This is a genomic window from Endozoicomonas gorgoniicola, assembly GCF_025562715.2.
Taxonomy (GTDB): Bacteria; Pseudomonadota; Gammaproteobacteria; order Pseudomonadales; family Endozoicomonadaceae; genus Endozoicomonas_A; species Endozoicomonas_A gorgoniicola.
The window spans coordinates 514,781-527,920 of record NZ_JAPFCC010000001.1 but is presented as its reverse complement, the minus strand read 5'-3'; the positions used below and the strand labels follow the sequence as shown (position 1 = coordinate 527,920).

General features: G+C 49.9%; 13 protein-coding genes. 10 read left to right on the top strand and 3 right to left on the bottom strand.

Features of this window, described 5'->3' with window-relative positions:
- The first annotated feature begins 198 nt into the window (after positions 1-198).
- The 9 genes from ccoG (at position 199) to NX722_RS02380 (ending at position 9,606) form a co-directional block, all read left to right on the top strand.
- Positions 199-1,584, top strand: coding sequence for a cytochrome c oxidase accessory protein CcoG (gene ccoG, locus NX722_RS02420; RefSeq protein WP_262566563.1), 1,386 nt, complete (start codon positions 199-201; stop codon positions 1,582-1,584).
- A gap of 39 nt (positions 1,585-1,623) precedes the next feature.
- Entirely contained in the window at positions 1,624-2,178 is a 555-nt protein-coding gene (locus NX722_RS02415) for a FixH family protein (protein ID WP_262566562.1), read from the top strand.
- Between the two features lie 16 nt (positions 2,179-2,194).
- Complete coding sequence (locus NX722_RS02410) at positions 2,195-4,675, top strand: heavy metal translocating P-type ATPase (RefSeq protein WP_262566561.1); 2,481 nt, start codon at positions 2,195-2,197, stop codon at positions 4,673-4,675.
- Positions 4,676-4,677: 2 nt separating this feature from the next.
- Positions 4,678-4,878 carry a cbb3-type cytochrome oxidase assembly protein CcoS gene (ccoS, locus tag NX722_RS02405; RefSeq protein WP_262566560.1) on the top strand — a complete coding sequence of 67 codons (201 nt, stop codon included), beginning with the start codon at positions 4,678-4,680 and terminating at the stop codon, positions 4,876-4,878.
- Positions 4,879-4,931: 53 nt separating this feature from the next.
- On the top strand, positions 4,932-5,651 hold the full coding sequence (locus NX722_RS02400; protein ID WP_262566559.1) for a sulfite exporter TauE/SafE family protein: 720 nt from the start codon (positions 4,932-4,934) through the stop codon (positions 5,649-5,651).
- A 175-nt stretch (positions 5,652-5,826) separates the two neighbouring features.
- Complete coding sequence (gene hemN, locus NX722_RS02395; protein WP_262566558.1) at positions 5,827-7,212, top strand: oxygen-independent coproporphyrinogen III oxidase; 1,386 nt, start codon at positions 5,827-5,829, stop codon at positions 7,210-7,212.
- A 322-nt stretch (positions 7,213-7,534) separates the two neighbouring features.
- Positions 7,535-8,293, top strand: coding sequence for a fumarate/nitrate reduction transcriptional regulator Fnr (gene fnr / locus NX722_RS02390; RefSeq protein ID WP_262566557.1), 759 nt, complete (start codon positions 7,535-7,537; stop codon positions 8,291-8,293).
- A 104-nt stretch (positions 8,294-8,397) separates the two neighbouring features.
- Positions 8,398-8,940 (top strand): adenine phosphoribosyltransferase, encoded by a 543-nt coding sequence (locus tag NX722_RS02385; RefSeq protein WP_262566556.1) that lies wholly within the window; start codon positions 8,398-8,400, stop codon positions 8,938-8,940.
- Between the two features lie 132 nt (positions 8,941-9,072).
- Positions 9,073-9,606, top strand: coding sequence for a hypothetical protein (locus NX722_RS02380; RefSeq protein ID WP_262566555.1), 534 nt, complete (start codon positions 9,073-9,075; stop codon positions 9,604-9,606).
- Here NX722_RS02380 and NX722_RS02375 read toward each other — a convergent pair whose 3' ends face one another.
- Positions 9,607-9,942, bottom strand: a complete 336-nt coding sequence (locus tag NX722_RS02375) for a TraR/DksA family transcriptional regulator (RefSeq protein WP_262566554.1) — start codon at positions 9,940-9,942, stop codon at positions 9,607-9,609.
- Between the two features lie 408 nt (positions 9,943-10,350).
- On the opposite strand from NX722_RS02375, the gene ttcA reads away from it, so the two are divergent.
- Positions 10,351-11,283 carry a tRNA 2-thiocytidine(32) synthetase TtcA gene (gene ttcA / locus NX722_RS02370; protein ID WP_262566553.1) on the top strand — a complete coding sequence of 311 codons (933 nt, stop codon included), beginning with the start codon at positions 10,351-10,353 and terminating at the stop codon, positions 11,281-11,283.
- An 82-nt stretch (positions 11,284-11,365) separates the two neighbouring features.
- Here ttcA and NX722_RS02365 read toward each other — a convergent pair whose 3' ends face one another.
- Positions 11,366-12,226: a DUF547 domain-containing protein gene (locus tag NX722_RS02365; protein WP_262566552.1), complete on the bottom strand. Its 861-nt coding sequence runs from the start codon at positions 12,224-12,226 to the stop codon at positions 11,366-11,368.
- Positions 12,227-12,320: 94 nt separating this feature from the next.
- The gene (locus tag NX722_RS02360; RefSeq protein WP_262566551.1) at positions 12,321-13,127 is read right to left on the bottom strand and encodes a DUF547 domain-containing protein; all 807 of its coding nucleotides are present in this window, start codon (positions 13,125-13,127) and stop codon (positions 12,321-12,323) included.
- Positions 13,128-13,140 lie beyond the last annotated feature (13 nt).

Below are 13,140 nucleotides of genomic sequence, written 5' to 3'. Positions count from 1 at the left end.
TCTTAAATCAGGCAGATAAGGAAAACCGTTCTCACCCGTTTTTCGTGTTATTTGACACTTTTATCGAAGCTATTTTTTCTGAAGACAGGTAAAATAGACCATCGAAAAACCGGATGTTTTTCAAATAACACCTGATAGCCTGTTTCTATTTCGAAGCAGCAACAGAAGAAGTCAAAATAAAGTGGTGTTAACAGAACAATGAAAAAAAAACAACCTGACGATCAGCCAGAGCTGATAGATCTGTATCAAAAGCCAGACCCGATTTACACCCGAAGCTTTAAAGGTTTTTTCCGCAACCTCAGACTGCTTGGGGCAGGCCTTCTTATTGCCTTGTACTTCGGTACAGTCTGGGTGCAGGTCAACGGGCAGCAACTGGTGCTGTTTGACTTACCTGAACGAAAGTTTCATATTTTTGGAGCCACCTTCTGGCCCCAGGATTTTGTTCTGCTGTCCTGGCTGCTCATCATCTGCGCTTTTGGTTTATTTGCCATCACGGTTTTTGCTGGCAGGGTCTGGTGTGGTTATACCTGCCCACAAAGCGTCTTTACCTGGATCTTTATGTGGATTGAACGATTCACAGAGGGCGAGCGAAACCGCCGTATCAAGCTCGACCAGCAGCCCATGTCAGGCAACAAGCTCCTTCGTAAGCTGGCGAAACACGGGCTGTGGTTGCTCGTCGCTCTGGCCACCGGCCTGACCTTCGTCGGTTACTTCACCCCCATCAGGCAACTGGTTGCCGATGTTGTCGACTGGCAGGTTCATCCCTGGGCAGTATTCTGGATTGCCTTTTTCACCCTGGCCACTTATGGCAATGCAGGCTGGCTGCGGGAGCAGGTCTGTCTGCTGATGTGTCCTTACGCCCGGTTCCAGAGCGTGATGTTTGATAATGACACTCTGGTTGTCGCTTACGACGAAAAACGCGGTGAAACCAGGGGATCCAGAAAACGCAACAGTGATTATAAAGAAGATGGACTGGGCGACTGTATCGACTGTCAGGTCTGTGTTCAGGTTTGTCCGACCGGCATTGATATCCGGGACGGTCTGCAAATTGGTTGTATAGGCTGCGCCGCCTGCATTGATGCCTGTAACAGCATCATGGATAAAATGGGGTATGAGCGGGGGCTGGTACGCTATAGCACCGAGAACCAGCTGGCTGGCCAGCCTGCTCACTGGCTGCGCCCTCGCCTGATTGGCTATGTCAGCGCATTGCTGGTAATGGCAGGGCTGTTTCTATGGACACTGGCTAATCGGTCACCCCTTGAGTTTGAAATATTGCGGGATCGAAATGTGCTGTACCGAACCCTGCCGGACGGTCGCATCGAAAATATCTTTACCCTGAAAATAGCCAACAAAACCGACCAGAATCAGACGCTCACCCTGAGCTTTTCCGGCATCCCTGATTTACGCACAGGAAGCCAGACAACGTTTGTCGTCAATTCCGGTGAGGTCGCTGAACAGGTTATTCGGTTGTCCGCACCAGAAGATGAGCTGAAAACACCGGGGCTGGATATTGAGTTTACCCTCACCAACCCGCCATCTGATTCGATATCCGTCAGCTCAGGCAGTCGATTCATCTCGCCATAGACAGAAAAAGAACACTATTCGGAGAAGAGGAAGCAGTATATGACCCATCCGGTAAACCATGAGCCCTTCACCCCCTGGTATAAAGAGCCCTGGGTCTGGGCAATCATCGGGCTGCTGTTAACGACCTTTATCTGGGGCGGCTACCGGATTTATTACGCCTTCAAAATACAAGACAGCGTTGTAGTGGATGATTACTACAAGAGTGGTAAAGCCATCAACCAGGATCTGACCCGCGACCAGAATGCCAAAGACCTGAACATCTCAGCACAGCTGACTATTGACGAACTGATGGGCGAGGTACAGGTAAGGGTTCAGGGGGATGCTGAAGAGTGGCCTTCATCGCTGAAACTGAGCCTGCTGTCGCCAGCTTTTGCTGACCGGGACAAGGTTATCACCCTGAAGCAAGGCATCACCCTGACTTCAGATGTCGTTTATGTTGGCCAGACCGACAGAGCCGTTTCTGGCAAAACCTATATTCAGCTCGAAACCATTGACGAACTGATTCCGGAAATCGGCTACGAGACCGGCTGGCGCCTGAACCAGACTCATACGCTTGAGCCCGGAGCCACTGTGCTGCTGCATTCTCAACCTTGATGTACCGGGGTGAAACATGAGCAAGGACAACCACCACTGCTTTCACTGTCATCTGCCAATTCCCGGCACTCCCCCATTCCATGCAGATGTTGACGGAATACAGCAGCCCATGTGCTGCCCTGGCTGCAAGGCAGTCACTGAAGCTATTATTGCCGGTGGTCTGAACAGCTATTACCAGCACCGCACCGACCCGGGACTACAGGCCGGCAGCATTACCCGGCGACTTCAGGAAGAGCTGTTGATCTACGACAGGGACGAGATTCAGAACGATTTTGTAATTGCCGTCGATTCGTCACTCAAACAGGCCAGCCTGTTAATTGAAGGCATTACCTGTGCCGCCTGTATCTGGTTGCTGGAAAGCCACATTAGCACCCTGACAGGGGTTGACCGGGTCAGCGTCAACCTCAGCACCCATGAAGCCCAGGTGGTCTGGAATCCTGAACAGATACCACTGAGTACCCTGCTGCTGCATATTCATCGTATTGGTTACAAAGCCCACCCATGGCGTGCAGATCGTCAGGAAGCCCTGTTAAAAGAAGAAAATCGTCGTTTTATTAGACGACTGGCACTGGCGGGCATTGGCACCATGCAGGTGATGATGTATGCCATTGCCCTCTATTCAGGGGCGATTACCAATGATATGAGCGACGCTTATCGTGATTTTATTCGTTATATCAGCGCTCTGGTGGCCACACCGGTTATCCTTTATTCTGCCGCCCCTTTCTTTAAGGCAGCCCTGCGCGATCTCAGGGTGCGTCATCTGAGTATGGATGTGCCAGTCTCCATCGCCATTGGCGGTGCTTATATCGCCAGTTTATGGGCCACAATAAACGGCAGTGGCGAAGTGTATTTTGATTCGGTGTCGATGTTCACCTTCTTTCTTCTGATGGGTCGCTACCTTGAGCTTCGAGCCAGACATGCCACATCCAGAGCCGCAAGGGCTCTGCAAAACCTGCTACCCTCCAGCTGCCTGAAGCTGGTTGATGGTGAGTATGTCCGGGTACCGGCGCAAGAGCTGCAAAAAAACGACTTTGTTCGTGTTTTACCCGGCGACTCGGTTCCGGCTGACGGCATTATTACCTGCGGCTCCAGCCGTTTTGACGAATCCATGCTGACCGGCGAAAACCGCCCGGTCGCCCATCAAGGTGGCGACATCGTTATAGGTGGTAGCCTTAATGTAGAGAACGCCATTGAGCTGAAGGTCACCCAGACTGGCGCAGAAACCCGCATGTCTGCCATCATGCAGCTGCTTAACCATGCCCGGCATGACAAGCCGGCTATTGCCAGAATGGCTGACCGGGTAGCCGTTTGGTTTGTTGCTTCGGTGTTGATTGTTGCCACCACCGTCTACTGGTACTGGTCCGCAGCGGCCGCCGAAGACGCTTTCTGGATTACTCTGTCAGTACTGGTGGTCACCTGTCCCTGCGCTCTGTCACTGGCCACGCCTACGGCGCTCACCGCTGCCACTGGACATTTGCACCAGCTTGGTTTCCTGATCACAAAAGGGCATGTTCTGGAAGGTCTTGAGAAGATTACCCATGTTGTCTTTGACAAAACAGGTACGCTGACCCGAGGCAATATAGAGCTGAGTGAAGTGCGTATGGTTAGCCAGAGTCACTCAGAAAGCGATGTAATACAAATTGCTGCGGCACTGGAAGCTCATTCAGAACACCCTATTGCGAAAGCTTTTCAAACGACAACGTCGACGTTATCAGTACAGACAGTGAAGACTTACACCGCACAGGGCGTTGAAGGTGTTATAGACGGCAATGTTTACCGGATAGGCAAACCCGATTTCTGCCTGCCAGACAACAGCCCGGCAAGACCGGAAGGCACTGGTCAGTGGTTACTACTCAGCCAGAACCATACAGCCCTGTGCTGGTTCCGGATGATGGACGACAGTTTGCGTCAGGAAGCCTGCGAAGTGGTCAGCCAGTTACAAAACCGTGGAATAACCGTGACGCTGCTCAGCGGAGACCAGACAAACGTGGTTGCCACTGTCGCTGAAGAGTTAAATATCAACCACTGGCAGGCACAGGCAAGCCCCGACGACAAGCTTGAGTTTATCAGGCAGCAACAACAACGGGGTGAACGGGTTCTGATGGTGGGCGACGGCATCAACGATGTCCCGGTTCTGGCAGGGGCAGATATTTCACTGGCGATGGGTACGGCTTCCGATCTGGCAAAAACCAGTGCCGACGCCGTCCTGCTATCTAACGACTTAAGTCGTTTGCTGGATGCCTGGCAGCTGGCTCGCAAAACCCGTTCAGTCATTCGCCAGAACCTGACCTGGTCACTGCTGTATAACCTTAGCGCACTGCCTCTGGCAGCAGCAGGTCTGATCGCCCCCTGGATGGCAGCCATAGGTATGGCACTGAGTTCACTGATTGTTGTGGGCAATGCCCTGCGCCTGGGTGGACAACAAAAAAACAGCCGTGTCCCGGTTTCTGAGTGCTCAGAACCACCCTCTGTATACAACCCGGCCATAAGGATATAAACATGGAAAGCCTGTTTATTCTCATCCCCCTTGCCGTTCTGTTTATTGCCCTCGCCATCAGGTTGTTTTTCTGGGCAGTAGACAGTGGGCAGTTTGATGACCTCGAAGGTCCGGCTCATAGCATTCTTTATGAAGACAAAACAATAAAGCCAGAAACTGACACATGTCAGAGTAGTGGGAAAAAAAAGCCTTTAGAATCATAAATATGCAAAACACATGATCTTTCTGAGAATAATAAATTACTGGATATATTGAGATGGAGCTAAGCCATACCATGCCTGTTTATCTGACCGCGCTCAGTATCGGACTGCTGGGCAGCGCTCACTGTATTGGCATGTGTGGCGGTATTACCTCGGCGTTAAGCCTGTCGCTTCAGGGCAAAAATCGCTGGCAGACAACGGTCTTAATGCTGACCTATCACCTGGGCAGGATAGGTAGCTATGCACTGGCTGGTTTTATTCTGGGTAGTATTGGCTGGTATCTGGGCGACCTCAGTCGTGGACTTCATCTGGCCTTGCGCGGTGTCGCAGGCATTATGCTGATCGCCATGGGGCTTTATATTAGCGGTTGGTGGCGGGGCCTTATGCGTCTGGAACAGTTTGGTGGACGACTATGGAAACATATTCAGCCAGCAGCCAGTCGTTTACTGCCGATTCGTAATCTGCCTAATGCCCTGACGCTGGGCAGCCTCTGGGGCTGGCTTCCCTGCGGAATGGTCTACAGCACACTGGTCTGGAGCGCCACTCAGGGCAATGCCCTGCAATCGGCCTTATTGATGTGCCTGTTTGGGCTCGGTACCTTGCCCGCTGTCTTTTTAACGGGTCTGTTTGCCAGACAGTTAACCTCGCTGATTCAGGCAGCAGCTACCCGCAACATTGCGGGCGTATTAATGATCCTGTTTGGGCTCTGGGCTATTCCCGGTCCACATCAAAAATGGGTTATGTCTTTACTGGCCATGAGCAGTCACTCAATGTAGCCGGTACGACCTCATCTACCTGACCCTGATCAATTAAATCAAAGAAATGTAAATTACGCACCCTACCTATTGACACACATCAACTTTATCTATCCACCCTTTTCGTAAACTAAAACAACATTTCACAAGGTCGACGGCTGACTGATGACCTGACAAGAACAACATGAGAAAAACTATGAATAACACACCCGTGTGGGATACAGGACTGATTAGCAAGTATGACCTGTCTGGTCCACGCTATACCTCATACCCAACGGCAGTTCAGTTTTCTGAAGACTTCGACAAGCAGCATTATCAGTCCAGCGCCTGGCGTAGTTCAGCCACAGACAAGCCTCTGTCGCTGTATTTCCATATTCCGTTTTGCCAGCACGTTTGTTACTACTGTGCCTGCAACAAGATTGTCACTCAGCGCAAAGAGCAGGCAGACACTTACCTGAACTACCTGTTCAAAGAAATTGAGCTGCAGGCAGACCTGTATAATGACGATCAGGAAGTACAACAGCTACACCTTGGGGGCGGCACGCCCACTTTCCTTAATCAGGAACAGATTTCAGCGTTGATGAACAAGGTATCTGAACACTTCAAACTGTCCCACGGGAGTGACATTGATTACTCCATCGAACTGGACCCTCGTGAAGTAGACTGGCCCATGATGGCGACATTGCGGGACCAGGGCTTTACCCGCATCAGCATTGGCGTTCAGGATCTGGACCCGGTGGTACAGCAGGCGGTTAACCGGGTACAAAGCGAAGCGCAAATTGAATCGGTTCTTGATGCAGCCCGCACCATGGCATTCAAATCGGTTCACATGGACCTGATATACGGGCTGCCGCAACAGACGCTCAGCGGATTCATGACTACCATTGATAAGGTGATCGCGATGCAACCCGATCGTCTGTCGCTGTTTAACTACGCTCACCTGCCACATCGCTTTATGCCACAGCGTCGAATAAATGAGAGAGACCTGCCACCTGCCGATGTCAAACTGCAGATTCTGCAGCAGGCGACCCGCAGGTTACTGGACAGTGGCTATGTTTACATCGGCATGGATCATTTTGCACTACCCGATGACGAGCTGGCAGTAGCACAGGAAGACGGCACGCTGCATCGCAACTTTCAGGGTTATACCACACACAGCCAGTGTGACCTGATAGGTATGGGCATCTCTTCTATCAGCAAGGTAGGCAACACCTATATCCAGAACTATACAAATATGGCTGAATACCAGTCTGCTATCGAGCAAAGTCAGTTGCCGATTAAGCGCGGTCTGAAAATGACCAGAGATGACCAGATTCGTCAGAGTGTCATCAACGAGCTGATCTGCCATTTCAGACTAAAACCAGAAACAATTGAGCAGCAATATTCTATTGATTTTCCCAGCTACTTTCTGTCTGAACTGATCAACTTAAAACCACTGGCACAGGATGGTCTGATCGTCATAACACCCGAAATTCTGGAAGTCACACCGGTAGGCAAACTGCTGATACGAAATATCTGCATGGTGTTTGACCGGTATTATCAGGAGCAAAAAAACACGAAGCTTTTTTCTAAAGTGATTTAATCTGGATATCCTTTTACATAGATCAGAGGTTAGTCGCTCTAACTCTGATCTGTGCAGTGCTCAATAAGCCGACAACAACAATGAAACTCCTGCTTCTTAAAGGGCGTCGTATAAAAAGTCGCAAACACCCTGCTCAAACCCAGAAAAAGGGCAAAGCATTCACTAATAAGACCAGCTATCAGCCGCAACATAATGCGACTTACCGAATTAAGTTCAAAAAACAATCAATATCAACATTCGTAAGTCAACACCGCACTTACACTTTCCAAATATTTTCCATACAATAGTCAGCGTTTTGCATTTAAGACCTTGAGGGCACTCAATGACGTCTAAGCCCAACGTCCGACAACCAAGCCATGTGGCATGCAGGGATTGCAGTCTCAGCTCTCTGTGCCTGCCGCTGGCGTTGAGCGTGAAAGACATTGACAATCTGGATCGAATCATAAAACGCGGCCGCCCGCTGAAAAAAGGGGAACACCTGTTTCTGGAAGGAGACCCGTTCGACAGCGTATACGCTGTGCGTTCCGGGGCTATCAAAACCTACACAGCAACTAACGAAGGTGAAGAACAGATTACTGCCTTCTACCTGCCAAGCGAAATCCTCGGCCTGAGCGGTATGGACACTGACATGTATCCGGTCTCCGCCCAGGCCATGGAAACCACCATGGTGTGTGAGATTCCGTTTGAGCAGCTGGAAATGCTGTCTGACGAATTCCCGGAGCTGGGTCGTCACCTGATGCGCCTGATGAGCAAAAAAATCAGGGAAGACCAGCAAATGATGATGCTGCTGTCCAAGAAGAATGCAGACGAGCGTATCGCTACATTCCTGATCAATCTTGCCAGCCGTTTCCGTCGTCGTGGTTTCTCATCCCAGTCTTTCAGACTGTCCATGTCCCGTAACGAGATGGGCAACTATCTGGGTCTGGCAGTAGAGACGGTTAGCCGTGTTTTCACTCGTTTCCAGAAAAACGGCCTGATTTCGGCTGTTGGCAAGGAAATTGAAATTCGTGACGCAGTTCAACTATGCTCTCTGGCTGGCGGAAAAGCCGCTGATATTGAACAGATCATTGCAATAAACTGATTTGATGTAACCTGTTCACACTGTCGTACAGTCCGATGGCACCGTACGGCAGTGGTTTTCTCCAAGCCATGATCAGCACTTTCACAGCATATGGTTGCCACTTCATGATCATCGACGATTTTTATCTCAAGTCCCAGATTCGTACTGTTCCCGACTGGCCCAAGCCAGGCATTCTGTTCCGGGATGTTTCCACCATTTTTGAAAACCCAAAAGCCTGGCGTGGCGTGATGGACAGTTTTATCCACCGTTACATGGAGCTGGATTTCAGCCATATTGGTGCAATGGATGCACGGGGCTTTCTGATCGGCTCCAACCTTTCCTATGTACTCAACAAGCCTCTGGTTCTGTTTCGCAAAAAAGGTAAACTGCCCGCCAAAACCATCTCGGTAGAATACGATCTGGAGTATGGAACAGCCAGCCTGGAGGTTCATGCCGACAGCCTGCAAAAAGGTGACCGGGTCTTACTGGTTGACGACCTGATTGCAACGGGTGGCACTCTGCTGGCTGCGGTTCAGCTCATTGAAAAACTGGGCGCAAGAACCATTGAGGCGGCAGCGATTATGGACCTGCCTGACCTTGGCGGCTCCCGTCGTCTGCAAAATGCAGGCGTTCCCACCTTTTCGTTGTGCGCCTTTGAAGGGGAATAAGCTCTGTTAGAGTGAGTCAGCAGCTCCTCTTTGTATGGCATCTCTTACAGATTATTTCCAAAATGGCAGATGCTTCAGTATTAAGCCAGTGATACGATAAAACGAGTATTAAACCTCACGAAGGATCAAGGTATGGGAATTTGTGCAAAGGAATTGCGCCATTACGTTGTCCGTCCCACCCTGAAGCATCTCAAAATGTGGAGCCCAACCGCCGAAAACCTGTTGCTGGGAACAGCGGCCAGAGAGTCAGAGCTGGGGTTTCATATCAAACAGGATCATCATCGGGCTCTGGGGATTTATCATATCTCTCCCCGAATGCACCGGAATATCTGGGACTTTTACCTGGCAAAAAGGTCAGAACTGTCGAGCCTGGTCAGAGGCCTGGCCAGCCAGAGAGAATTTCTGTGTCACCCTCACCATGAACTGGCCACCAACCTGTCCTATGCAACGGCGATTGCATGGCTGATCTATTGCCGGACTGAAAAAAGCATTCATTCCTTACCAGAAGACGATATCAAAGGACTGGGCAAACTGTGGCACAACTATTTCCACCGGCATAACCCGGGGTCAGTGCAAAGCTTTGTAGACAGTTATGAAAGGCTGATCACAGGGGAAACCAGCCAGGCCAGTAAAAATCAGGCGACAGCCGTCATTCGAAGTCTTTAATCAACTACGACTATCACGCGCTTCTGCACACTTGATGCAAAGATCGGCATAAGGCATAGCGCCCAATCGGGCGGAGGCGATCTCATCACCACAGACGACGCAATAACCATACTCATCATTATTCATTCGATCCAGAGCCAGATTGATCTTATTCAGCTCAATTCTGGCCTCATTCCCCAGTGCATCAATAACCTCATCATTTTCCCGCTCCTGAGCCTGCTCAGACCAGTCTGCACTGGCTTTGCGAGTGACGTCTTTTTTGATGCTATGCAACCGCTCATTGAGTGCTTCCCGGCGGTTTAGCATCCAATCTCTCAACTTTTTGTAATCACTCATAAAAATCCCCTGAACATTGCGTTTATCGAAGATTATTGTTAGTACTGGCTATCCCTGAGTTACCGTTATTCAGCTTAAACAGCCATGAGCAAAGGAAATTATTCGGCAAGCCGAAAAGCACTGCCCCTGAATGGTTTATACAGGTTAAGTCAACATTCCCTGATAGCGTTCTGATTCATAGCCAACTGTCTATTTTCAGCACAGATTAAAGTTAGCGGATGATTTCAACCCTGTAGAACATTTTATCTCATATAATGACACACTCTGCATATACCGAAACAGCACCAGAACATTGATCTACATCAACAACGCTTCCGGGGTGACTGTTGGTAGAAGCACCGGATTGCGGCTGAATATTGCACACAGCTATAATCTCCAGCTTTATTTCGGAATCAGTGTTCTAAACCTATGAGTTCGTCCACCCTGACTGGCGCAGAAAAATACAGTTTCAATAAACTCCAGAAAAAACTGAGACGCTTTACCGGCAAAGCCATAGAAGACTTCAATATGATTGAGGAGGGCGACCGGATCATGGTCTGCCTGTCAGGGGGTAAGGACAGCTACACCATGCTCGACATCCTGATGAGCCTGCAGAAAAGCGCCCCCATTCGTTTTGAGCTGGTCGCCGTTAACCTGGACCAGAAACAGCCGGGTTTCCCGGAGCATGTTCTGCCTGACTATCTGGACAATGTCGGAGTGCCTTACCACATCATTAACCGCGACACGTATTCAGTGGTAAAGTCCAAGATTCCGGAAGGTAAAACCACCTGCGGCCTTTGCTCCCGCCTGCGCCGTGGTACGCTCTACTCCTTTGCAGAGGACATCGGTGCCACCAAAATCGCCCTGGGCCACCATAAGGACGACATCGTTGAAACCCTGTTCCTGAATATGTTTTATGGTTCCCGCCTGTCTGCCATGCCCCCCAAGCTACGTTCAGACGATGGTCGCAACGTGATCATCCGCCCCCTGGCTTACTGCCGCGAGAAAGACATCAGCCGTTTCGCACAGATACAGAACTACCCGATTATCCCCTGTAACCTGTGTGGCTCCCAGGAAAACCTGCAGCGACAAAACATTAAAGCCATGCTGGCAGAATGGGAGAAGAAGCACCCAAGCCGAATCGAATCCATCTTCACGGCTATGCAAACTATTGCCCCTTCGCAGATGGCAGACACCGAACTGTTCGATTTCGCCAGTCTGACAGTAGATCGCTCCGGCGAACGCAAGCCTTATGAGTTTGAAGACAGTCAGGAGATATTCTCAGGTAATATTCCGGAAGCCATGCCTGCCGCTGAAGACAATACTGTGCAGGTCATCAATTTCGAACCAGCCTCTGCCTGATCTGTTTTCGTTCATCCCTGGTTCTGGCATCTCACGAAAAGGACAGGCCAGAACCGGGACGGGCAAGACTGGAAAGTAATAATCAACGACGAAACTCATTCAGTTTCCAGTTATAGTGGTAACTGATTCCACCCTTGTAAGACTCGAGGCGGGTTCGAAGTCCGGGGTCAGCAAACTGCAACAACTCTTTCCAGACTCCTTCTTCGCCGGAATAGTCTTTGCCGGAATTGTCTTTACCCGCAAAATCATCGCTATACCAGTCAAAGATTTTCGACAACACCAGTCGCCCACTGACAAAGTTGACACCTTTACTCTGGTTGATAAAGCGTTTTGCCGCCTCATCCATCTGGGCTTCAATCCGTTTGCCGGAATAGGCTTCCGGCGCAATATCAGGACAGCCAATACTGGCACAGTTAACCGCATAGTGTATTCGGGGGTTATTCCAGACAGGTCGCAGAATACGATGCTCAATATCGTTCAATGACAGTTCTTTACCTGCAATGGTAATCAGCTTATCGTCCCAGGGACCAACACGAAACCAGCCTTTGCCCAGCTTGGTGATAGATTTCACCGGATAGTTTTTTAAAACCAACTCTACAGTCAGAGCATTATAAAGATTAATCCAGTAAGCCAGCTGCTCGTTTTTGTTCAGGGTTCCGGGGTCGTACTCAGACAAATTTTTTAAATAACCACGTAAGCGTTCCGAATTCTCACGGCTCACACCGCCGTAAACAAAGGTATACATCTGCTGCTTTTCAGAGAAGCGGACGTATTTATCCAGAATAAACTGCCAGTCGCTGTGCTCAACCTCTAGCTTGCTGCGGGGATCATGCTTGTCCCAGAATGACCAGTAGTCCTTTTCGGGGGCTGCCCGGAGTGTGGATACCTGAGACATCAGGCAGAAAAGCATCATCAGCCGGGCTGCCCTTCGAATCCAAGCCATATCATTTCATCCCTGAACTTTTTCAGTACCTAGATCAATCGGCTGAAATCTACAGTGATAAAGCAACCGGCAAAGCCAGACTCATTTCAGAGTGCTACCGGCTGTCATTCAGGCTCCATCTGTACTGATAGATCAATTCGCCTCTGTACTTGTCTATTTTTGCAGCCATAGCAAGCCGGCTGTTTTCCTTAATATGCCTTAACAGAGCTTCTCTGGAACCAAAATCCCCGGCATACCACTCATAGATTCGTGACAGCGTCAGCTTACCATCTATAAAGTCCACCCCTTTCTCCTGCCGAATAAAACGTTGTGCAGCCTGTGACATCATGGCTTCAACCGTCGCTCCTGTATAAGCCTTATCAGCAAGATCCGGGCAGCCCTTGCTGGCGCAGTTAACTGCATAATGAATGCGCTTATCCCGCCAGATCGGACGCAGAATTCTGTGTTCTATATCGTTGAGCGTCAGAGACTTACCCGCCACTTCAGTCAGCTTTTCATCCCAGGGGCCAAATTTATACCAGGGACCGATTTTGGTGATGGATTTAACCGGATAGTTTTTCAGAATCAACTCAACGGTCAGGGCATTGTAGAGATTAATCCAATAGGCCAGCTGCACTTTACGGTTATAGCGCCTTGGATCCAGCCCTGTCAGGTTGGCAAGATAAGCCTGTAGTTTTGCACGGTCCTTTCTGGACACCTTACTGTAGGCAAACAGCGCACCGTCGGGGTAGGTCTTCAGATACCGGGAAAGAAGGTCTGACCACGCCGAATGGTCAATGGTTTTGAGGGATGACTCATCACTTTTGTCCCAAACCCCCCAGTACTTGCTCGCTGGTGCAGCAAAGGAGGACTGGGACAGAAACAGTCCCAGACAGATCATCAGGCTGGCTATTATTTTCATTCGTCTTCCTGAC